We start from the raw sequence: 19641 nt of genomic DNA, 5'->3' as shown, positions 1-19641 counted from the left end.
GGGTCCACTGTCACGGTCCTGCCACAGCACGGTCCATGGCCGCGGGGCGTGCCGCGGGAGGAATACCCTTTCGGCCACGCCGCCACTCATTGATCTTGTCAGTGGCATGCGCCGAACGAGACGCCGGGGCGATCGTGCCGCCTCCTTGCCGTGCGAGCGGGCCCGGTGGGGGAGGGGTCCCAATGTCCGATCAACCGTCCGAGGCCGAGCCGAGCCGACCCGATACGCCTACGTCACCCCGACTGTCCACGTCATCCGGACTGTCAAAGTCGCCCGAGGTGAGCGTTGCTCCTGAGGTGAGTGTTACCCCCGGGGCCGGCGCTGTCTCCGGGGCCGGCCCCACGCGCGCACGGGCAGCGGGGGAAGGGACCGGCGCGTCGCCGGTGACCGGAGGCGCGGAGTCCGACCGAACCGGTCCCGCACCCACGCATCCCGGGAGCCCCGGTCCCGCACCCACGCATCCCGGGAGCCCCGGTCCCGCCCGCCCGGTTCCGGGGCAGCGGCAGCAGCCCAATCCGTGGCACGGCGTACGGCCCCCGGGCGCGCGGTCCCGTCTGCACCCGGGTCCCTCGATTCGAGTGCCGGCGGGAACGCTCTGGTCCGTCCTCGCCACCGGGCTCCTCAGCGCCGTCCTGCTGGGAGACGGCCTTGGCCCGAACCTCCTGATCGTCGCGGTACCGGCCGCGCTCGCGGCCTTCTTCGCCGCGCTCCACGCGGGGCGGCGGCCGCGCCCCTGGACGCTCACCTGGGCGGTCGGGGGCCTGGCGCTGCTTGCGGTGCCTGCCCTCCGGGACGCCGGCTGGCCGACCTTCCTCGCCCTGGTGTCCGCTCTGGCGCTGGGTTCGCTGGCGCTGCACGGAAGTCGCAACTGGCTGGGCATCTTCCTCGGTTCGGTCGGCCTGGCCGGCTCGGCCGTTCCCGGCCTGCGATGGGGGTGGCGAGGACTGCGGTCCCAGGCGGAGGTCTCACGCGAGCGCTGGAGCATGGTCCTCCGTACGACGGCGGTGGCCGTATTGCTGCTCATCGTGTTCGGAACGCTGTTCGCCGGAGCCGACGCGGCCTTTGCCGACCTGCTGGGCAACCTCGTCCCCGAGGTGTCGATCGGGGACGGCCCGTGGCGGGTCTTCCTGTTCCTGCTGGGTGTCGTCGGCGCACTGGCCGCGGCGTACACCGCGGCAGCCCCGGCCCGTTGGGATCAGGTCACCATCACGCCCGGCCCCGCCCGGGGGAGGGTGGAGTGGGCGCTTCCGCTGATTGTCCTCAATCTGCTCTTCGCGGCGTTCATCGCGCTCCAGCTCGCCGTCCTGTTCGGCGGATACGACAAGGTGCTGGCCGAGACCGACCTCTCCTACGCGGAGTACGCGCGCCAGGGCTTCTGGCAGTTGCTGTGGGCCACCCTGCTCACGCTTCTCGTGATCGCGCTCGCCCTGCGCTGGGCGCCGCGCGGCGGCCCCAGGGACCGGACGCTGGTACGCGGAGTGCTGGGCGTCCTGTGCGTGCTCACCCTCGTGGTCGTCGCCTCGGCGCTGCGCCGCATGGACCTCTACGTGGACGCGTACGGCCTCACCAGGCTGCGCATCTCCGTCGCGGCCATGGAGCTCTGGCTCGGCGTGGTGCTGGTCCTGATCATCGCCGCGGGCGTGTTCGGTGCGCGGCTGCTCCCGCGCGCTGTCGCCGTGAGTGCCGCCGTCGGTGTGCTCGCTTTCGGCCTGGTCTCGCCGGACGGGCTGATCGCGGAGCAGAACGTCCAGCGGCACGAGGACGAGAAGTCCATCGACATCGACTATCTGAGGACGCTCTCGGCCGATGCCGTACCGGCACTGGACAGGCTGCCGGAACCGCTGCGCTCCTGCGCGCTCGCCCGGATCGAGCGCAACCTCGACCGCTCGGACGAGCCCTGGTACGCCTCCAGCTGGGGTGTGACGCGGGCGCGCGACATCTTCGCGGAACGCAGCGCGCTGGAGCGTGCGGACGAGTGCGAAGGGGTGGGCCGTTACGGGACGGGCGGCGAACGGGGCGGCGAGAGGGGCGGCGAAGGGGAAGGCGTCGACGGCGAGTTCTACGACCCCTACGACCCTTACTGACGGCTCCCGGTCGGCGGGTCGGTACAGCACTCGTACCGACCCGCCGACCCCCCGACCCGCCGGCCGCTCCCGGACGGGGCGAAGTGCCGCGTGCGGGCTGCCGCCGCTGGACGAGGCCCGCGACTGCGGCGGGATCATGACGCCGATTCCGCGCTCTGGCGACCGCTGACGGCGCTGTCGCCGAGCGGTGTCCGAAGTGGTGCCACGCGACACGTCAGGCGCTCGGCAGGCGCCCCGCAGACCCCTCACGGCGTACGGCGGACGCCTGCCGGGCGGCGGCGTCGGGAGAAGTCGCGGGAGACCGGGTGCCCCGGGGTGTTCTTGCCGTTGCGGTCGGCGTACGCTTGCTGGCGCCATGCCGTACGAACCACCCACGCACACCGTCGAGCGCTCACTGCGCGCTACCACCGGTGCCAGGACCATCGCCGGTGTCGACGAGGTCGGACGCGGAGCGTGGGCCGGTCCCGTCACCGTCTGCGCTGCCGTCACCGGGCTCCGCCGACCCCCGGAAGGGCTCACGGACTCGAAGCTGATCAGTTCCAGACGCCGCGCCGAAATGGCTCCGCTGCTGGAGAACTGGGTCACCGCCTACGGGCTGGGACACGCCTCGCCGCAGGAGATCGACGACCTCGGCATGACGGCGGCGCTCCGGCTGGCGGCGGTCAGGGCCCTCGACGGTCTGCCCGTTCGGCCGGATGCCGTGATTCTCGACGGCAAGCACGACTACCTGGGAGATCCCTGGCAGGTCCGTACGGTGATCAAAGGGGACCAGTCCTGTATCGCCGTGGCAGCGGCTTCGGTGATCGCCAAGGTCCACCGGGACACGATGATGGCCGAACTCGGCGCGGAATCCGGGGAGTACACGGACTTCGCCTTCGGCGCCAACGCGGGATACCCGTCGCCGGTACACAGGGCCGCACTGGAGGAGCGGGGGCCCACGCCCCACCATCGCCTCTCCTGGTCCTACCTTGATGCGTTGCCGAGGTGGCAGCACCTGAAGAAGGTCCGATTCTCCGCCGAGGCGGCTGCACTGGAAAGCGGGGGCCAGCTCGGCTTCGACTTCTGATCGCGCACGCGTACCCACCCGCCGACGCCCGAAGCGTCGGCGCTCGAACGTCACATTCACGCCTCACCCCCGAGGAGCCTCAGATTCCCGAGAGTGCCCAGGGTCCCCGCGCCACGCCGGCCGCCGGCCGCACCGCGCCGACCCCCCGCCCCGTACCAGGCCCGCGTTCCGCGGCCACGCCGCGCCCCGGACGTCCGGGCCCCGGTCCCGCGCGGCCCGCGCCCCCGGCGCCGCGCCCGCAGCCCACACCCACCCCTGCCGCTCCCGACGCGGGCCCGGCCCAGCCGGAGAATCGTTCCGCGCCGCAGCTCCAGCTGATCCCGGCTCCGGCCGGCGGCGCCCTCGACGCGGCCGACGAGGCAGTCGACCTGCTGCTCGACTCGGGGCGCGCGCCGGGCGACATCCTGGTCCTCACCACGGGTGAGGTGCACCCCTGGACGGCGCACGAGATCTCCTTCGGAGAGGCCGCCTACTGGGCGCAGCACGACGCCGGCGACGACGTCTTCTTCGCTCACCTCGCGGCGGCCGGCCGGGCCGCGTCCCGCCCGGTGGTCGTGGTCGCGGTCAACGGTGACGTCGACGACGCCACCGCCAACGCCCTCTCCGTGGCCCGCGGCCGCGCCGACGCGCTGCTGATCGTGTGCGGGGACTCGCAGAAGATCAACGCTGTGCTGGGTGCGGGAGTCTGAGCCGTACTCCGTAGGTCCCGGCCGCCCGTAGAGGGGGGCCGGGACCGTGGGGTTCTCAGCGGGCGGCGGTCCGTCGCAGGGCGTCCACCGCCCCGCCGCCGGTGCGTTGCGGGGCCGGATCAGAATCCACGGATGCCTCGGAGAGCTTCGAGGCCGGTGATACGGAACTGGGCCGACGCCCGCCCCGGCCCTCGCCGAGCACCTGCCACCCTCCCCGGGTGAGAGTGATGTACGCGCCGCACCGCAGCCCGTGCAGCGTGCAGGCGTCCCGCAGTCCCCACATCCACGCACCGTCCTCCTCCGTCCAGCGCTCGTCGCCCTCGCGGCAGTAGAGAAGGACCGCGGTACGGATGGGAGCGCGGCGGCGCAGATCGTGCGGGAGGACCCGGCGCAGATGAGCCAGCAGGGCGTTGCGGAACTCCCACCCGTCGGCAGCCACGCCCGTCCGCCGGGCGAACGAGGCGCTGGCGGTGAGCCGCTCCTCGTGGTCGAGGACGGCGACGACCGCGGTCGCGGGAGTCGGCCGATGGCGGGCGTGCAGGCCGCTGACGACCTCTCGTGGGCTCCGCAGCAGGGGTATGCCGGCCGAGGCCCATTCGGCTGGTTCCAGCGTTCGGGCAAGGCTGTTGACGGAGCCTGCGGACACCGAGGACGTTGGCATCGAAGAGGCTTGGGACGGAGAGAATCCGAAGGTCACGGTCCTCCCTTCGCTACGCGCCCACGGTGCGGGCAGGGTCGGGTGGGGGCGCGCCACTGCACGGCCCAGTCGGGCCGCGAAAAGACCGTGCGGGGAGCGACTCCAATTCTTGCTGGCCTACCGGCAGGCGGCAACGAGCAATTGGCTCGGCTGACGGGAATCAGCCGGAATGACACTGATATCCCTGCCCAGAGTGTGCCAGTGCGACTCCACCTGTCACGTTCGAACAGCGAGGACCAGCGGAAACACGCCATGTGGCCCGCTCTGTGCAGCCCTGACGCAGTAGCGGTGGGTGTTGGTTCGACGCCGGAGGGTCCGAGCCGGACGGTCCGCCTCCGGGCAAGGTCCCCCTCGGCAAGGCCCTTCCGGCCCAGGGTAATTCGAAGGCGGCCCTGGTGCGCGGGTGCCTACGCTCCCGCCATGTCGCATGCCGAACTGCACCGGATCACCGCCTTCCTGTCCGCCTTCGCCCGCCGCCAGGCCGCACGCGGCGTCGGCCTTCCGGGCGGATTCGCCGTATATGACGACGCCTTCGCGCACTCCCGGGGGAACAACCAGGTCGTCATCGACACGGTCGTCGACGCCGCGGCACTGCCCGGCCTCGCGGACGAGGCGCTCGGGCATCTGCCCCACCGGCTGATCTCCGTCCTCGACGACGAGGCCGGAGCGGCGTGCGTGGAGCCCTTGGCCCGTGCCGGATACACGCACTCCGTCTGTCTGGTCATGCTGCACACGGGTCCGGTGCCGCCGGGCGGAGCCGCGGAGGTGGTGGATCTCGACGCGATACGTGCCCCGCTCACCCGGCGATGGCAGGGCTTTCTACCGGACGTGGGGGACGAGGTCGTGCGCCACCTCGTCGACCGCAGGGAGGCCCGCCACCGCGGGGCCGACCTCGTGCACTTCGTCGGAGCCCGTACGCACGAGGGAGAGGTGGCCTCGTGGGCCGACCTCTACGTGGACCGGGCGACCGGTACGGCTCAGATCGAGGACCTCGTCACCTCGGAGGCCCACCTCGGTCGGGGCTATGGCGATGCCGTCCTGACCACTGCTCTGCGCCTGGCCGCCGACTTGGGCTGCGGGACCCGCTTCCTGACCGCTGACGCGACGGACTGGCCACGGCACTGGTACGAGCGCCGCGGATTCTCCGTCATCGGCCGCTTTCACTGCTTCGAACGGGGCTGATCGCGGGACAGACCCCGCACCGGAAGCGCGTGCGCCCGGACGGCCCGGTCAGTCGAGAGCACGCAGCAGAACCCGCAGCCCTGTCGCGATCCCACGGCCCATCCAGCCGAATACGCCCAGCTCCGCGGCCAGCTCACCCGCCTCAGCGGTCGCCTCCGCCCGGTCCGACTCGCTACGGCATCGTGAGCACGAACGAGGCCAACGCCGCTTCTGCCCTCCGCACTTCCTGCATGTCGTCATGGCGGCCATTCTTCCCCGGAGCCGGTGATACCGGCGCATGTGAGGACGCAGTCACGCGGGGTGAAGTCGCCGATTGTCAGTGCCATCAGGTTGCATGGGGGCATGGACAACGTGGAACTCCGCTCCGAAGCCGATGCCATCCTCGCTGAGCTCGTCGGTGACCCCGGAGGTTCCGCGCGGTTGCGTGAGGACCAGTGGCAGGCGGTGGCGGCCCTGGTGCAGGAGCGCCGCCGTGCGCTCGTGGTGCAGCGCACGGGCTGGGGCAAGTCGGCGGTGTACTTCGTGGCCACCGCTCTGCTGCGACGGCGCGGCTCCGGCCCGACAGTGATCATCTCGCCGCTGCTGGCGCTGATGCGCAACCAGGTCGAGTCGGCGGCGCGGGCCGGTATCCAGGCGCGCACCATCAACTCGGCGAACCCGGAGGAGTGGGAGACGATCTACGGGGAGGTCGAGCGCGGCGAGACCGATGTGCTCCTCGTGAGCCCGGAGCGTCTCAATTCGGTCGACTTCCGTGATCAGGTGCTGCCCAAGCTCGCGTCCACGACCGGCCTGCTGGTGGTCGACGAGGCACACTGCATCTCCGACTGGGGACATGACTTCCGCCCCGACTACCGGCGGCTGCGGGCGATGCTGGCAGAGCTGCCCGCCGGTGTGCCGGTGCTGGCCACCACCGCGACCGCGAACGCGCGCGTGACCGCTGACGTGGCGGAGCAGTTGGGCACCGGAGCGGGCGAGGCACTGGTGCTGCGGGGGCCCCTCGACAGAGAGAGCCTGCGGCTCGGTGTCGTCCAGCTGCCGGACGCCGCCCACCGCCTGGCCTGGCTCGCCGAGCATCTGGACGAGCTGCAGGGCTCGGGGATCATCTACACCCTCACCGTCGCCGCGGCCGAGGAGGCCACCGCCTTCCTGCGTCAGCGCGGGTTCCACGTGGCCTCGTACACCGGGAAGACGGAGAACGCCGACCGGCTGCAGGCCGAGATCGACCTGCGGGAGAACAAGGTCAAGGCGCTGGTCGCGACCTCCGCACTTGGTATGGGCTATGACAAGCCGGACCTGGGCTTCGTGGTCCATCTCGGCTCGCCCTCCTCACCGATCGCCTATTACCAGCAGGTGGGGCGTGCGGGGCGCGGCGTCGCCCACGCCGACGTACTGCTGCTGCCGGGCAAGGAGGACGAGGCCATCTGGCGCTACTTCGCCGATACCGCCTTCCCGCCCGAGACCCAGGTACGACAGACACTCGCCGCCCTCTCCGACGCGGGACGGCCCCTGTCCGTACCGGCTCTGGAGGCTGCGGTCGATCTTCGGCGCAGCCGCCTGGAGTCGATGCTCAAGGTTCTTGACGTCGACGGTGCGGTCAAGCGGGTCAAGGGCGGCTGGGCGGCCACCGGCGCCGAGTGGGTGTACGAGGCCGAACGCTACGCGTGGGTGGCCAAGCAGCGGGCCGCCGAGCAGCAGGCCATGCGCGACTACGTGAGCACGTCCCAGTGCCGGATGGAGTTCCTGCGCCAGCAGCTGGACGACGAGGGGGCGACCCCCTGCGGACGCTGCGACAACTGCGTCGGGGCCTGGGCCGACTCCTCCGTTTCGGCGGAGACCTTGACCGGGGCGGCGAAGGAACTGGACCGGCCCGGGGTGGAGATCGAGCCGCGCCGGATGTGGCCGACGGGAATGCCCGCACTGGGTATCGATCTCAAGGGACGCATCCCGGCCAAGGAACAGTGCTCCACCGGGCGCGCCCTGGGGCGGCTCTCGGACATCGGCTGGGGCAACCGGCTGCGCCCGCTCCTTGCCGAGAACGCTCCCGACGGTCCGGTCCCGGACGACGTGCTGCGGGCCGCTGTGGCGGTCCTCGCCGACTGGGCCCGCTCTCCGGGGGGCTGGGCGTCCCAGAGCCCGGACGCCGCTGCCCGGCCGGTGGGAATCGTCGCCGTACCGTCCATGTCCCGGCCGCAACTGGTCGGGTCCCTCGCCCAGGGCATCGCGACCATCGGCCGCCTTCCCTTCCTGGGAACCCTCACGTACACGGCGCCTGGCGGCGCCCACGCGGCACGCCGCAGCAATTCCGCCCAACGCCTCAGGGCGCTGTCCGGTGCCTTCGCCGTCCCCGAGGACCTGGCAGACGCCCTGGCGAACACTCCCGGCCCGGTCCTGCTCGTGGACGACTCCACCGATTCGGGCTGGACGCTGGCCGTCGCCGCCCGGCTGCTCCGCCAGGCAGGCGGTGAACAGGTCCTTCCCCTGGTTCTTGCCGCGGCGGGGTGAGGGCAGCTCGTACGGCACGGCCCGGCAGGAGGTCTCGCCACCGGGCCGTGGCCGCGCCTCGGCGATCCGTCTTCGTTCGTTCAGCCCTCGGTCCAGCTGTGGCTCTTCGCGAACTGCGCCAGACCGGTGCGGGCCTGCAGGATCTGCTCACCCGTGAGCGACGGGGCCGACGCCAGAAGGACCTCGGTGACCTCCCGCTCGAACTCGTCCGCCGTGAGTACGTCGCACAGGGAATCGTCGTACGGAGGCTGCGGCGGCCTGCCCTCCGTTCCTTCCGCGAGGCGGACCGCGGAGGCCTTCGGCCCGCGCTCACCGTTCTCGATCTCGAACTCCACCTTCACGCCGGGGCGCACGTACTCCTCGGACATCTGCATGTCGTTCACGTGCAGAAACACGTCGTCCCCGCCGGTGTCCGGTGCGATGAATCCGTATCCCCGCACGCTGTCGAAACGCACCACACGACCAGCAACCATTCGATCTCCCACCACCACTCCCACCACCATGGGCCCCTTACCCGTTCGGGCCTTGCCCGAGAATCCGGGTCAGAGCGTAGCGGGGATTCCGGTAGGCGGGCGAGGGCCCCGTCCCTCCCCCTCGTGCGAGCTACGCCTTACTCGCTCGCCGAGCTCGTGGCCCTCCGGGGATGGATCCCCGGATGTTCACCGAAACCTCCCGAAACCTCCCGGAGCGCCGCGGAGAACGGCGCCGCCGGAGCCCAACCGGTCGTGCTCACCAGCTTGCTATGCCTGTGCACCGCACTGCCACCGGCTCTCCTGCGGCCCGTCATCGCCGGATTCACGGTGACCGTGGCGAGCTTCGGCTCGCTCACGGTCTTCCATACCCTGACGCCGGCGGGATTGCTGATCCGACCGGGCGGACCGGGCCCTGTGGGCAAGTTATCCACAGGGGGTTTCGGAATTCTGCCACTCGCGGGACGGTCATCCCATGAACAAGCACCACGAATCCACCGGACCGGTACTACAGCCGGTGTTGTCACGGTGAGTGGTCTCGTTGGCGGTAGTGGCTGATGCGGGCTCTGGTCTGGTGTCGGCGGCGCCAGCGGTTCCAGTGGAGGGCGAGCCAGGTCCTGGCGGCGCGGGCGGGAGCCAGGACGATGCGGTCGTACATGCGGCGGATCTCGTTCAGGGACAGCGGGACGGCGACTTCCTCTCGTTCGCTGGTCGGGCCGATGGAGTCAGGTGGTGGCCCGGTGGGTTGGTATGCGTCGGCTCCGTACGTCGGAGAGGAAGGCCAGAGCGAGCATGCACACCGTGGTCTGCCGGTACCAGGAGCACCACTTGCGGACCTCGTGCTGGTCGAAGCCGACTTCGTTCTTCGCGGCCTGGAAGGTCTCCTCGACCATCCACCGCTGACCAGCGGCGATCACCAGATCGGCCAGGGTGGCGCCGGGGGCGTGGTGGCACAGGAAGTAGGCGACCTCGCGGACGAGTTCACCGGCCTTGTTCTTCTTGTTCGGCACCGGGGATCGCCGGATCAGCAGGGTGCGCTTCAGTCCGGCGGCGGTGTCGGCCAGGTCGACGACGGCGAAGTCGTAGGCGCGCGGGCCCTTGGCCCCGTCCGCACAACTGCGTCGCTCCATCAGCGTCTCGGGAACTCTCGCCCACAGCTGCCGGGCCTCTTGGGTGCGGCCGTCGGCCAGGGTGAGGACCTCGTTCTTCGGGATCGCCATCACGTAGTGGACCTGGTGTTCTTCCAGCCAGGCGCGCAGCGACCGCGAGCCGCCGTAGAGCTCGTCGGCCAGGAAGTAGGTGAAGGCCACTCCTGCCGCAAGAGCACGCTCGACCATGCGCCGGGCCAGCTCCGGCTTGGTGACCACGGTGCGGGCCCGCTCCTCGGGCACCCCGGCCTCCTCGCAGCGTCGGCGGTGTTCCTCGCCGCGGCCCGCCCAGTGCCGCCCGGCATACAGCTCCCGGTCGATGATCGCCCGCCCGCGCGAGGATCCGTAGGAGAGGTGCACGCTGACCTGGGCGTTCTCGACCTGTCCGGTGACACCGGTGTACTGACGGGCCACCCCGGCACTCTTGGTGCCCTTCTTGATGTCACCGGTCTCGTCCGCGATCAGCACCGCGTCCTCGGCCCGCAGCGAGTCCACCACGAACTCCCGTACATGATCCCGCAGTTCGTCGGCGTCCCAGGACGCACGGGCCAGGAAGTCCTGCAACCGGTCCGGCGAGGCATGCCCGGCCGCCTCCGCGACCTGCCACATGTTCTTGCGCGGCACATCCGACAACAGCCCGCGCACCAGCGCCCGCAGGTTCTCCCGCGAGGCCGGCCGACGGAACACGTCATCCACCGACGCACACAGCGCCTCCAGATCCGCATCCCAGGACCGGACCTCGTCCGCAGTCAACTCATCACGCCGGACCAGACCCGGCGGCAGCATCAGCCCCATACACCGCCAACGAGTCCGATCATCATCACGTCACGTGAACGACCGGCTGTAGTACCGGCCGACGAGCAGCAGATCACCCTGCGCGGGCCTGCCGAGCTCGCCGACGCCCTTCCGTACCTCATGGGTTTCCACCCCAGCGACAGCGTGGTCATGGTGGCGCTGCACGGCGGACGCGGGCGTTTCGGCGGGCGGCTCAGGCTCGGAATTCCGCAGTCGCCCCAGGAGTGGGGGCCCGTCGCCGACCAGCTTGCCGAGTGCCTGGTCTCGGGCAGCGAGCGGCGCGGATCCCGGCCCGACGCGATCGTCCTCTTCCTCTGCCGGGACCCGGAGGAAGGCGTGACGGGACATCAGGCGAAGGAACGACTAAGGCCGTTCGCGCAACTGCTGCGTACGGCCTGCGGGACGCTCGACGTGCCCGTGCTGGAAGCGCTCTGCATCTCCGGGGGCCGCTACTGGTCGTACTGCTGCCCGGACGCCCGGTGTTGCCCGGAGGAGGGCAACCCACTGGCCCTGCCGGGTACGACGGTCATGGCGGCGGCAGCGGCCTACGCGGGCATTCATGTACGTGGATCGCTGCGCGACATGGAGGCGCGGCTCGCCCCTTTGGACACCGCCGGAGCGCACAGTCAGCAACAGGCACTCGACTCGGCGGGTGTCGCGCTGGTGTCCAGGATCCTGGACACCGAAGGCCGGGTCGAAGTGGCGGGGGAGACCCTGGAGCTCGCCCACGCGCTCATGGACCGTCTCGGCCGGGCTCCCTCCGGACCACCGTCCGCCGCGGACACGAACGACGACCGTCTGATCAGCCATGACGAGGCCGCCGCCGTGATTCTCGGGCTCCAGGACCGGGAGACGAGGGACAAGGCGGCGGAATGGATGGAAGGCCCGGAGGCGGCGTCGGCGCTGCGGCTGTGGAGGGCGCTCGCCCGCCGCTGTGTCGGCCCCTATGTGGAGCACGCGGCAGCTCCGCTGACTCTCGCCGGCTGGGTCTCGTGGTCCACCGGCGACGAACCGGCGGCCAGGGTGGCTCTGGGGCTCGCACTGCGCGCCGACCCCGACTACACCTTCGCTCAACTGCTCCACCAGGCGTGCAACGAGGGTCTCGCCCCGGAGACCTTGCGGCGCTGCCTGCGGGGGGAGCGCGGCGCCGCTGCGGACCGTCATGACCATGGTGAAGTCCGTGGCGGGCAGGGCGCCCGCGATGGACGGCGTACGGGGAGGCGGCCCAAAGCACGCACCGTTCCCTCGCAGGCGACGCGGCGGCGGAGGACCGCGCCGGGGGACAGCGGCCCCGGAGCCGTGGTGGTGCGCCGCCGTGCACGGGAATCCAGGCGCCAGGGCCGGCGTGGCAGCAGGAGCGAGCGATGACAGCCGTGACCGGGCGGCCCATGGAGCCGTTCACGGGGGTGGCGGAGTCGCACGACCCGTGGCGTCGCAGACACAGCGGCTGTCCGGAGCGCACGGACGGCACGGAAAGACCACCATGGCCCTCACCGTCCCTCCCGGAGACCCCGAGTCCGCGGTCCCCTCACCCGTTACCCACCTTGGCCGTCCCACGCCGACGGCTCCCGGCACCGCCGTCGTGCCCATCCCGCCCGTCCGGCCGGTGCCGTGCGTCCAGGCCGCTCCACCCGCTCCACCCGCTCCATCCGTTCCGTCCGTGCGGGCCGCGGGGGCTGCCGATCCTGTTCCGGGCGCGGACCAGCGCCCTGGTGAGCTGCTCTCCGCGCACCAGGCGGTCATCTGTGTCGCCCTTTCGTCGATGGCCGTCTCCGACGAACACGGTCAGCTCAGCGGACAGGGTCGGGAAGGCTTCTACCGGTCCGGCCGCAGGCTGCTCTCCCGCTGCCACCTGCGTATCGGCGGACGCGAACCAATCGCCGTGCAGGGAGGCCTGCTCACCTCCGACGGTGCGCGGTTCCCGGGCGTGGTGCGTACGGCGGGCGGCACCGGGCCCGATCCCGAGATCACCGTCGAGCGAAGACGCCGGGCCGCCCGCAGGCGCCGCCGCCTCCCCTCAAACCTCCCCTCGCGCCGACATCGCGAATCCGCTGACGACGAGCATCGCGAAGAGACTGTTTATCGTCAGGCAGACGACTATGATCACGGCATGCCGCCCTACGACCCGTCGACCTTCCCGCCCTTCGCTGTCACCGTCGATCTGGTTGTGCTCACCGTGCGCCGTCACGCGCTCTGCGCACTGGTCGTGCGCCGGGGTGAGTCACCGTTCCAGGGCAGATGGGCGCTGCCTGGCGGATTCGTCAGGGCCGACGAGGACCTCGCCGCGGCGGCCGCTCGTGAGCTGGTCGAGGAGACCGGGCTGTGTGCCCATGATCCGTCGGCCCCCGCTGTCGGAAACGGCGCACACCTGGAGCAGCTCGCGACGTACGGGGACCCCAAGCGCGATCCCCGGATGCGGGTCGTCAGTGTGGCCCATCTCGCGCTGGCTCCCGACCTGCCGGCCCCTCGCGCGGGCGGTGACGCCCACAGCGCCCGCTGGGCGCCCGTCGAGGACATGCTCGGTCCCGAGGGAGGTTTCGGCCGCGAGGGCGAACAATCCGCGCCGCTGGCCTTCGACCATGCCCAGATCCTCGCCGACGGCGTCGAGCGCGCCCGCTCGAAGATCGAGTACTCCTCGCTGGCCACGGCGTTCTGCCCGCCGGAGTTCACCGTCGGCGAGCTGCGCAGGGTCTACGAGGCCGTGTGGGGCGTGGTTCTCGACCCCCGCAACTTCCATCGCAAGGTCACCGGGACTCCCGGCTTCCTGGTGCCGTCCGGAGGGACGACCACCCGGCAGGGCGGCCGCCCCGCCCAGCTGTTCCGTGCGGGTGCGGCCACCGTACTCAACCCGCCGATGCTGAGGCCCGAAGTCTGACCTCAGGACGTCCTGCGGAACGCCCGTAGGCGCTCGCTGCACGAAAAGTCTGAATTATCGCGTTATGTTGCTGCGGTACCCACCCAGCCGCCGAGCGGTCTCACCTCCCGCGAGAGAAGCGATGCTCCAGGCCATCGGACTCACCAGCAGCCCCCACCGCGACCTTCCGCCCACCGTGGCCGATCTGACCTTCGAAGCCGGTCCCGGCCGTGTCACCGCCCTGCTCGGTGCCCCGGGTTCCGGCAAGACGACCGCCCTGCGTCTGATGCTCGAACTCGAACCGGGGCGGGGCGTCACCTACTTCCGGGGACGGCCGCTGCATCGCATCGGCCACCCCCCGCGTGAGGTGGGGGTGCTCCTCGGGGACGTACCCGGCCATCCTTCCCGTACGGCCCGCGGCCAGCTCCGGATGCTCTGCGCCGCCGCGGGTGTGCCCGCGTCCCGGGCGGACGACGTGCTCGAAGTGGTCGGCCTTGCCGGACTCGGGGACCAGCGCATCGGAACCCTCTCGGTCGGTATGGACCGCCGGCTCGGCCTCGCCTCGGCGCTCCTGGGCGACCCGCACACCCTTGTTCTCGACGAGCCCGCGGACGGGCTTTCGCCGCGCGAGGCCAGCTGGCTGTACGGGTTGCTGCGCGCGCACGCCGCCAAGGGCGGAACGGTCCTGCACACCACCAGCGATCCCAAGGAGGCCGCTCGCACGGCCGACCGCGTCGTCACCATCGACGAAGGGCGTCTCGTCGCGGACCAGGACGTCGCCGACTTCTCCCGTACGCGGCTGCGCCCACGGGTCGCGGTCCGCACTCCGCAGGCCGCCCGCCTCGCCGCCGTGGTCGGCCGCGAGGCGCGCGCCGCGCGGCGTTCCGTGGAGGTCGTCGCCGAGGAGAGCTGCCGGCTGTCGGTGTACGGGAGCAGTTGCGCGGAGATCGGGGACACGGCGTTCCGGCACGGTGTCCCCGTCCACCAACTCGCGGACGAGGTCGGTGACGCAGGTCCCCCCGCAGCGTCCGGAACGGACGCCGGACAGCGGCCGGACTCGTCCGTCGCCCTCTCCGAACTTCCCCCGCCCATTCCGGTACGTCCGGCGCGTGGCCCGCTCCGTCCGCTCCGCTACGAGCTCCGCCGGCTGTTCGGTGTGCGGACAACCACCATGATCATGGCGGCCGTTCTGGTGGTCTCCGCCGGACTGTCCGTCCTGCTCGCCCGCTCCGGCGGAACGCCGCTGCCGAAGCTCCTGGGCGCCTGGCCGGCCCTGCTGCCGCTGCCTCCGGCCGCACTCGGAGCCGGTCTGCTCGGGGCGCTCTCCTTCGGGGACGAGTTCCGCTATCCCGCGCTCGCGGCCGGCCGGGGTACCGTCCCCCGCCGGATCGGTCTGCTCCTGGCCAAGCTGGTCGTCTCCGCGGGGGTCGGGCTTCTGCTGGCGGCGCTGGTCGTGCTGGCCGACGCCCAGGTCCTGCGGCTGCTGTACGGCGGAGACTTGGTCAAGGTTCCGTCGAACGCCGTTCCGCTGGCGGCGAGTTGGGCAGGCCTCACCGTCGGCTGCGCCTGGGCGGGACTGCTGGCCGCGGGCGTCTTCCGGGTGACGGGAGCCGGTATTGCCGCGGTTCTGGCCGTTCCCGTTCTCGTCGTCCCACTCGTCCAGAAAGTGCTGGCGGGTCCGTCCGCCCGCTCGGTCACCGGGCTTCCGGGCAGGCTGCGCGAACTGACCTGGCTGGAGTGGCCGTACGAAGCGGACCGGTGGCTGCTCGGCGTCGTGAAGGTCGTGGCGCAGCCCGTGGGGGCGGCGCTTTCCCTGTCGTTGTCGGCCCTGATCTGCGCGTATGTGATCACCAGCCTTCGGGGAAGGGCCCGTTGGTGATCGCGGGCGGGACGGATAGCGGTAGACGGCCTGCAAATCCTGGCGAAATGCCCGCTTTATGCATATATGTCGTCAATTGCGGGGTAGGCGCCGATCACCCTTTCGTGTGCTTTTCACCAAAGACCTCAAGGGGTGAGCGAGCCGCGCCGACAAAGGATGCGTGAGTACCCTTGCGCACACCATGATGACCGCCGCCCGCACCGTCGAATCCGGCCTCGCCGGCTCGGGCGAACTCGACCGCTATCCCTACGCGGAGGCGCCGGCCGGCGAACGCGCCGCGCTGCGTTCCTGGGGCGGTGCCGATTCCGAGTTGGGACGGGCGAGCCGACGAGGGGCGGCCAGCCGCGGCCGTGGCCTCCATGGCCAACTCGTCCAGCAGCTGGGCCAGATGATCGTTTCCGGGGATCTGGGGGCCGACCGCCCGCTTGTGCCGGAGGAGATCGGCCAGCGCTTCGAGGTCTCCCGCACCGTCGTGCGCGAGTCGCTGCGCGTTCTCGAGGCCAAGGGGCTGGTCAGTGCCCGTCCGAACGTGGGCACCAGGGTCCGTCCGGTCAGCGACTGGAATCTCCTGGACCCCGACATCATCGAATGGCGGGCGTTCGGCCCGTCGCGCGACGACCAGCGCAGGGAGCTCGGCGACCTGCGGTGGACGATCGAGCCGCTGGCCGCCCGGCTCGCCGCCGGCCACGGCCGCGAGGACCTCCAGCAGCGCCTCGGCGACATGGTCGAGATCATGGGGCACGCGATGGCACAGAGTGACGGGATCACCTTCTCCCGCGCCGACGCCGAGTTCCACGCCCTCCTGATCCAGGCCGCGGGCAACCGCATGCTGGAGCACCTCTCCGGGATCGTCTCGGCCGCGCTCCAGGTCTCCGGCGCACCCATTACCGGCTGTGACCGGCCGACCGAGGCATCGCTCGGCCATCATGCGCGGATCGTGGAGGCCCTCGCCACCGGCGACTCCGCCGGCGCGGAGCTCGCGATGCGCCAGTTGCTCACGGTTCACCCGGAAGTGGAGCCGCGTCCGGAAGCGGAGCCGCGCGTTGTGCCCGCGCCCCGCGAGCACTGAGCGCGGCAGGGCCGGGTGCGCGGGCCGGGCGTCGCCGGATCACCCCGATCCGGCGGCACAATTGTGGAGAGATGTCACCTCTGGCACTGTTCGTCGCACATGGGGTGTGACTCGGGCCACGCGGATTGGGCGTAACACTCCTCGAAACAGTGCGATGACTTAAGAGGTGACCGTCGCGGAAGGAATACAGCAGCTACCCAGTGCGCTGTGCAGTTCTGAGGCCAAACCCGCGCCGTCGGCAACATTCCCAGCCGACGGTCGTCGGTTCCAGCCCTTCGAGGGCCGGGCCGGAAGCCGTTTCCATCGTTCCGAGAGGTTGTTCGTGTCGGCCAGCACATCCCGTACGCTCCCGCCGGAGATCGCCGAGTCCGAGTCTGTGATGGCGCTCATCGAGCGGGGAAAGGCTGATGGGCAGATCGCCGGCGACGACGTGCGTCGGGCCTTCGAGGCTGACCAGATTCCGCCAACCCAGTGGAAGAACGTTCTGCGCAGCCTCAACCAGATCCTCGAGGAAGAGGGTGTGACGCTGATGGTCAGTGCCGCGGAGTCGCCGAAGCGCGCCCGCAAGAGCGTCGCAGCGAAGAGCCCGGTCAAGCGCACCGCCACCAAGACTGTCGCGGCCAAGACGACCGTGACGAGGACCGTCGCGGCCACTGCCGCCCCGGCGGCCGAGGGCGATGCGGTGGCCGACGACGCCACCGCGACGGCTCCGGCCAAGAAGGCGGCAGCCAAGAAGACGGTTGCCAAGAAGACTGCCGCGAAGAAGACGGCAGCCAAGAAGACAGCGGCGAAGAAGTCCGGCAAGCAGGACGACGAGATCCTCGACGGCGACGAGTCGACCGAGGACGTCAAGGCCGGCAAGAGCGAGGAAGAGGAGGGCGAGGGCGAGAGCAAGGGCTTCGTCCTCTCCGATGACGACGAGGACGACGCACCTGCGCAGCAGGTCGCCGTCGCCGGCGCCACGGCCGACCCCGTCAAGGACTACCTGAAGCAGATCGGCAAGGTCCCGCTCCTCAACGCGGAGCAGGAGGTCGAGCTCGCCAAGCGCATCGAGGCGGGCCTGTTCGCCGAGGACAAGCTGGCGAACGCCGACAAGCTCGCTCCGAAGCTCAAGCGCGAGCTGGAGATCATCGCCGAGGACGGCCGCCGCGCCAAGAACCACCTGCTGGAGGCCAACCTCCGACTCGTGGTCTCCCTGGCCAAGCGCTACACCGGCCGGGGGATGCTGTTCCTGGACCTGATCCAGGAGGGCAACCTGGGTCTGATCCGCGCGGTCGAGAAGTTCGACTACACCAAGGGCTACAAGTTCTCCACGTACGCCACCTGGTGGATTCGTCAGGCGATCACCCGGGCCATGGCCGACCAGGCCCGCACCATCCGTATCCCGGTGCACATGGTCGAGGTCATCAACAAGCTCGCGCGCGTGCAGCGCCAGATGCTCCAGGACCTGGGCCGTGAGCCCACCCCGGAGGAGCTGGCCAAGGAACTCGACATGACCCCCGAGAAGGTCATCGAGGTCCAGAAGTACGGCCGTGAGCCGATCTCCCTCCACACCCCGCTGGGTGAGGACGGCGACAGCGAGTTCGGAGACCTGATCGAGGACTCCGAGGCGGTCGTTCCGGCCGACGCGGTCAGCTTCACGCTGCTCCAGGAGCAGCTGCACTCGGTGCTCGACACGCTCTCCGAGCGTGAGGCGGGCGTCGTCTCGATGCGCTTCGGTCTCACCGACGGTCAGCCGAAGACACTCGACGAGATCGGCAAGGTCTACGGCGTGACGCGTGAGCGCATCCGTCAGATCGAGTCGAAGACCATGTCGAAGCTGCGCCACCCGTCACGGTCGCAGGTGCTGCGCGACTACCTCGACTAGGCCGCAGCGTACGCAGGCCGAGGGCCCGGACCCCATGGGGGAAACCGGGCCCTCGGCCTTTCGCGCGCGTGCGGCGCGGGGCGCACTGGATGACTCTGGGTGGACCTTGCTCACCGCAGCGTCAGGAGTCGCCATGGTCCGTACCGTCCTCCGCACCGTGACCGGGGCATTGGCCCTGACCGTTGCCGCCGTCGTGCTGCCGCGGGGACCGGCCGTTCCGGCGGCAGCGGACAGCATCATCATCGGCGGGCAGCCGGCCCACGTCGCGGACAGTCCCTGGGTCGTGGCGGTGTCCAGCCGTGACCGGTTCGGAGGTACCCGGGCAGGTCAGTTCTGCGGTGGTGTGGTGATCGCGCCGGCCAAGGTCCTCACCGCGGCGCACTGCCTCGGACGTGAGGTCCTCGGGTCCGAGGCGAGCGAGGTGCGCGACCTGCTCGTCATCGCGGGACGGGACGAGCTGCGCGGAGCGGGCGGGCAGGAGATCGCGGTACGTGGCACCTGGATCAATCCCGGGTACGACCCGGACAGCAACGCTGGCGATCTGGCGGTGCTGACGCTGTCCAGGGAGCTTCCGGACAGCAGCGTCGTCCGGATGGCCAAGGAGGGTGACACGGCCTACGAGCCGGGCACCCGTGCCCAGGTCTACGGATGGGGCGACACCACGGGAGGCGGGACCTACGCCTCCGCTCTGCGGGTGGCCCCGGTCCAGGTGCTGCCCGACCAGATGTGCGAGCAGGCGTACCCGGGGGGCTCGGATGGCGCGTACGAGGCCGGAACGATGCTCTGCGCGGGCGATCCCGAGGGCGGGCACGACGCGTGCCAGGGGGACAGTGGAGGGCCTCTGGTGGCCCGTGGGCGGCTCGTGGGCCTGGTGTCCTGGGGCAACGGGTGCGGCCAGGCGGACAGCCCGGGGGTGTACACGCGGATTTCCGCGGCCATCGACTGGATGGCAGGCCACTGACCGGCATCACCGCAGGACATGAGAACGGGCGGTCTTCCCCCTGGAGGGGAAGACCGCCCGTCGGCCGATGCGGGAACCGGACCCTTGGCTCGTCGTGGATGCGAGGTGTCAGTGTTGTTCCTCGTCGGCGGCACTTGCCTGCACGGCAGTGAGCCGATCCGTCTCATCCTGTATTTCCGCGGCGATCTTCTTGAGTTCCGGCTCGAACTTGCGACCGTGGTGGGCGCAGAAGAGCAGTTCACCGCCGCTGATGAGGACGACGCGCAGGTATGCCTGGGCGCCGCAACGGTCACAGCGGTCTGCTGCGGTCAGCGGGCTCGCGGGGGTCAGAACAGTAGTCACGTCGCCTCTTCTCTAGCTCGACGAGCTGTCGTACCA

General features: G+C 70.8%; 16 protein-coding genes and 1 pseudogene. 12 read left to right on the top strand and 5 right to left on the bottom strand.

From position 1 onward, the window contains the following. Positions 1–182: 182 nt before the first annotated feature. From F0344_RS07060 to F0344_RS07050, 3 genes are all read left to right on the top strand, one after another. Entirely contained in the window at positions 183–2084 is a 1902-nt protein-coding gene (locus tag F0344_RS07060; protein WP_185297959.1) for a DUF4153 domain-containing protein, read from the top strand. Between the two features lie 355 nt (positions 2085–2439). After that, a complete protein-coding gene (locus tag F0344_RS07055; protein WP_185297958.1) occupies positions 2440–3150 on the top strand; it encodes a ribonuclease HII in 711 nt (236 codons plus the stop codon). Positions 3151–3233: 83 nt separating this feature from the next. Then, complete coding sequence (locus F0344_RS07050) at positions 3234–3839, top strand: hypothetical protein (protein ID WP_185302549.1); 606 nt, start codon at positions 3234–3236, stop codon at positions 3837–3839. A gap of 55 nt (positions 3840–3894) precedes the next feature. Here the strand turns inward: F0344_RS07050 and F0344_RS07045 are convergent, their stop codons facing one another. Then, entirely contained in the window at positions 3895–4536 is a 642-nt protein-coding gene (locus tag F0344_RS07045) for a hypothetical protein (protein WP_185297957.1), read from the bottom strand. 420 nt (positions 4537–4956) lie between these two features. On the opposite strand from F0344_RS07045, the gene F0344_RS07040 reads away from it, so the two are divergent. Both F0344_RS07040 and F0344_RS07035 read left to right on the top strand, forming a co-directional pair. After that, on the top strand, positions 4957–5718 hold the full coding sequence (locus F0344_RS07040; RefSeq protein WP_185297956.1) for a GNAT family N-acetyltransferase: 762 nt from the start codon (positions 4957–4959) through the stop codon (positions 5716–5718). 342 nt (positions 5719–6060) lie between these two features. Next, positions 6061–8220 (top strand): RecQ family ATP-dependent DNA helicase, encoded by a 2160-nt coding sequence (locus F0344_RS07035; RefSeq protein WP_185297955.1) that lies wholly within the window; start codon positions 6061–6063, stop codon positions 8218–8220. Positions 8221–8300: 80 nt separating this feature from the next. On the opposite strand, the gene F0344_RS07030 is transcribed toward F0344_RS07035, so the two are convergent. The 3 genes from F0344_RS07030 to F0344_RS07025 form a co-directional block, all read right to left on the bottom strand. Then, positions 8301–8693: a cold-shock protein gene (locus F0344_RS07030; protein WP_185297954.1), complete on the bottom strand. Its 393-nt coding sequence runs from the start codon at positions 8691–8693 to the stop codon at positions 8301–8303. Positions 8694–9213: 520 nt separating this feature from the next. Continuing rightward, positions 9214–9348, bottom strand: coding sequence for a hypothetical protein (locus F0344_RS35545; RefSeq protein ID WP_258049725.1), 135 nt, complete (start codon positions 9346–9348; stop codon positions 9214–9216). Positions 9349–9415: 67 nt separating this feature from the next. Next, on the bottom strand, positions 9416–10633 hold the full coding sequence (locus F0344_RS07025) for an IS701 family transposase (RefSeq protein ID WP_185300799.1): 1218 nt from the start codon (positions 10631–10633) through the stop codon (positions 9416–9418). Positions 10634–10753: 120 nt separating this feature from the next. Here F0344_RS07025 and F0344_RS07020 point away from each other — a divergent pair, with 120 nt between their 5' ends. From F0344_RS07020 to F0344_RS06995, 7 genes and pseudogenes are all read left to right on the top strand, one after another. Next, positions 10754–12001, top strand: a complete 1248-nt coding sequence (locus F0344_RS07020; protein WP_374940069.1) for a DUF4192 domain-containing protein — start codon at positions 10754–10756, stop codon at positions 11999–12001. 115 nt (positions 12002–12116) lie between these two features. Beyond that, positions 12117–12611, top strand: a pseudogene (locus F0344_RS36495) (glycogen debranching N-terminal domain-containing protein); the annotation flags it as partial. Between the two features lie 132 nt (positions 12612–12743). Then, positions 12744–13508 carry an NUDIX hydrolase gene (locus F0344_RS35535; RefSeq protein ID WP_258050248.1) on the top strand — a complete coding sequence of 255 codons (765 nt, stop codon included), beginning with the start codon at positions 12744–12746 and terminating at the stop codon, positions 13506–13508. Positions 13509–13629: 121 nt separating this feature from the next. Beyond that, positions 13630–15366: an ATP-binding cassette domain-containing protein gene (locus tag F0344_RS07010; protein ID WP_185297951.1), complete on the top strand. Its 1737-nt coding sequence runs from the start codon at positions 13630–13632 to the stop codon at positions 15364–15366. Between the two features lie 181 nt (positions 15367–15547). Continuing rightward, the gene (locus F0344_RS07005; protein ID WP_308461006.1) at positions 15548–16435 is read left to right on the top strand and encodes a FadR/GntR family transcriptional regulator; all 888 of its coding nucleotides are present in this window, start codon (positions 15548–15550) and stop codon (positions 16433–16435) included. Between the two features lie 322 nt (positions 16436–16757). Then, the gene (locus F0344_RS07000; protein WP_185297949.1) at positions 16758–18302 is read left to right on the top strand and encodes an RNA polymerase sigma factor; all 1545 of its coding nucleotides are present in this window, start codon (positions 16758–16760) and stop codon (positions 18300–18302) included. Positions 18303–18435: 133 nt separating this feature from the next. Next, positions 18436–19263, top strand: coding sequence for a S1 family peptidase (locus tag F0344_RS06995; protein WP_185297948.1), 828 nt, complete (start codon positions 18436–18438; stop codon positions 19261–19263). A gap of 108 nt (positions 19264–19371) precedes the next feature. Here F0344_RS06995 and F0344_RS06990 read toward each other — a convergent pair whose 3' ends face one another. Continuing rightward, positions 19372–19605, bottom strand: a complete 234-nt coding sequence (locus tag F0344_RS06990) for a DUF7455 domain-containing protein (RefSeq protein ID WP_014153643.1) — start codon at positions 19603–19605, stop codon at positions 19372–19374. Positions 19606–19641: the final 36 nt, after the last annotated feature.

The organism is Streptomyces finlayi (assembly GCF_014216315.1).
Taxonomy (GTDB): Bacteria; Actinomycetota; Actinomycetes; order Streptomycetales; family Streptomycetaceae; genus Streptomyces; species Streptomyces finlayi_A.
Note: the sequence above shows the minus strand (reverse complement) of the source record. Positions and strands in the feature narration are given on the sequence as shown.

Excerpts from the sequence above, each read along its gene's own strand:
- F0344_RS07060 (WP_185297959.1), top strand. The coding sequence starts at position 183 with ATGTCCGATCAACCGTCCGAGGCCGAGCCGAGCCGACCCGATACGCCT.
- F0344_RS07055 (WP_185297958.1), top strand. The coding sequence starts at position 2,440 with ATGCCGTACGAACCACCCACGCACACCGTCGAGCGCTCACTGCGCGCT.
- F0344_RS07040 (WP_185297956.1), top strand. The coding sequence starts at position 4,957 with ATGTCGCATGCCGAACTGCACCGGATCACCGCCTTCCTGTCCGCCTTC.
- F0344_RS07035 (WP_185297955.1), top strand. The coding sequence starts at position 6,061 with ATGGACAACGTGGAACTCCGCTCCGAAGCCGATGCCATCCTCGCTGAG.
- F0344_RS07030 (WP_185297954.1), bottom strand. The coding sequence starts at position 8,693 with ATGGTTGCTGGTCGTGTGGTGCGTTTCGACAGCGTGCGGGGATACGGA.
- F0344_RS35545 (WP_258049725.1), bottom strand. The coding sequence starts at position 9,348 with ATGTACGACCGCATCGTCCTGGCTCCCGCCCGCGCCGCCAGGACCTGG.
- F0344_RS07025 (WP_185300799.1), bottom strand. The coding sequence starts at position 10,633 with ATGGGGCTGATGCTGCCGCCGGGTCTGGTCCGGCGTGATGAGTTGACT.
- F0344_RS07020 (WP_374940069.1), top strand. The coding sequence starts at position 10,754 with ATGGGTTTCCACCCCAGCGACAGCGTGGTCATGGTGGCGCTGCACGGC.
- F0344_RS35535 (WP_258050248.1), top strand. The coding sequence starts at position 12,744 with ATGCCGCCCTACGACCCGTCGACCTTCCCGCCCTTCGCTGTCACCGTC.
- F0344_RS07010 (WP_185297951.1), top strand. The coding sequence starts at position 13,630 with ATGCTCCAGGCCATCGGACTCACCAGCAGCCCCCACCGCGACCTTCCG.
- F0344_RS07005 (WP_308461006.1), top strand. The coding sequence starts at position 15,548 with ATGATGACCGCCGCCCGCACCGTCGAATCCGGCCTCGCCGGCTCGGGC.
- F0344_RS06995 (WP_185297948.1), top strand. The coding sequence starts at position 18,436 with ATGGTCCGTACCGTCCTCCGCACCGTGACCGGGGCATTGGCCCTGACC.